2 protein-coding genes are annotated in these 1083 nt (G+C 22.4%); one reads left to right on the forward strand and one right to left on the reverse strand.

The window, feature by feature from the left end; translation table 11 throughout:
• Window positions 1-116 precede the first annotated feature (116 nt).
• Window positions 117-881, forward strand: a complete 765-nt coding sequence (locus tag E6248_RS16270) for a hypothetical protein (RefSeq protein ID WP_316341805.1) — start codon at window positions 117-119, stop codon at window positions 879-881.
• Between the two features lie 52 nt (window positions 882-933).
• Here E6248_RS16270 and E6248_RS16275 read toward each other — a convergent pair whose 3' ends face one another.
• A complete protein-coding gene (locus tag E6248_RS16275; protein ID WP_316341806.1) occupies window positions 934-1059 on the reverse strand; it encodes a hypothetical protein in 126 nt (41 codons plus the stop codon).
• Window positions 1060-1083: the final 24 nt, after the last annotated feature.

Here is a 1083-nt window from a genome sequence, read left to right on the forward strand (position 1 = left end):
ATTTATAATATAACAATATTAAATTAATAAAATTAAATTGATATTATGAAAAAAAGAGAAAAATAGATTTATGGTATACAAGTAATAACTGTAATAAATATTATGGAGGGGATGGTATGGTATTATCAACTAATCCGGCAGTTAGACTATACGAAATTTTAAGTAAATCAAAAGAATTTTGTAGTAACCATAGTAATAAACAAAGTAGGTTTAGATCAGTAGCATCAGTACTTTCTCAAGTTTTTAATATAGATAAAAATGATGATGAAAAAATGTTTAAATCTATAATTCAAATTATAGAAATAATAGAAAATATAAAGAAACAAATTAATAAAATTGAAAGTAATTCAAAAGAGGAATTAATTATATCTCTGACTAATTTTGAAAAGAAAATTATGGCAATAGAGTTAGATGAAGAAATGCATAAATTAGATACTATAATTACTAAAGAAATATTGATATCAATTAATGGATTAGCTTTAGCTCTAGATGTATGTAATCAATATAAGAATATTGAGGAAGAAAATTTAATTAACTTTAAAGAAAAGATAGAAATATTAATAGAAGAATTAAGTGAATTAGAAGTAAATGAAGAATTAAAATCATTTATTAATGATGTACTCAGTGATTTGCATTATAAAATAGATGAATATAATATGTATGGAATAGATGGATTAAAATTTTCCATTGAACAGGGACTTGGAAGTATAATGCTTAATCAGAAGATTGGTGAAGAAGCCTCTAAAAATAGTATGTTTAAAGAAAATATTAAAAAGATTTTAAGTTTACTTACAAGTATTAACACTACAATTTCCTTTGTTAAAAATATAATACCAATAGCACAAGGGGCTAATGATATGGTAAATAGATTACTAGGATAGAAATATAAAAATACCGTTTATTTTTATAAACGGTATTTTTATATTTCTAATTTTATTTATATGTAGTATTTGGAGAAGGTTCATTTTCCCCAAAAGGAGTTTTTTCATTAGCTTTATTTCTTACTTTTTCTTTATAATTTGGAGAAGTTGGGTTACTATTATTTTTCTTATTATTCATTCAAAATGCCTCCTTAATAGATAG

Source organism: Clostridium sp. (assembly GCF_032552055.1).
In the GTDB taxonomy this organism is placed as follows: Bacteria; Bacillota; Clostridia; order Clostridiales; family Clostridiaceae; genus Clostridium.

Coding starts and splice junctions, on each gene's coding strand:
- E6248_RS16275 (WP_316341806.1), bottom strand. CDS start 1,059: ATGAATAATAAGAAAAATAATAGTAACCCAACTTCTCCAAATTATAAA.
- E6248_RS16270 (WP_316341805.1), top strand. CDS start 117: ATGGTATTATCAACTAATCCGGCAGTTAGACTATACGAAATTTTAAGT.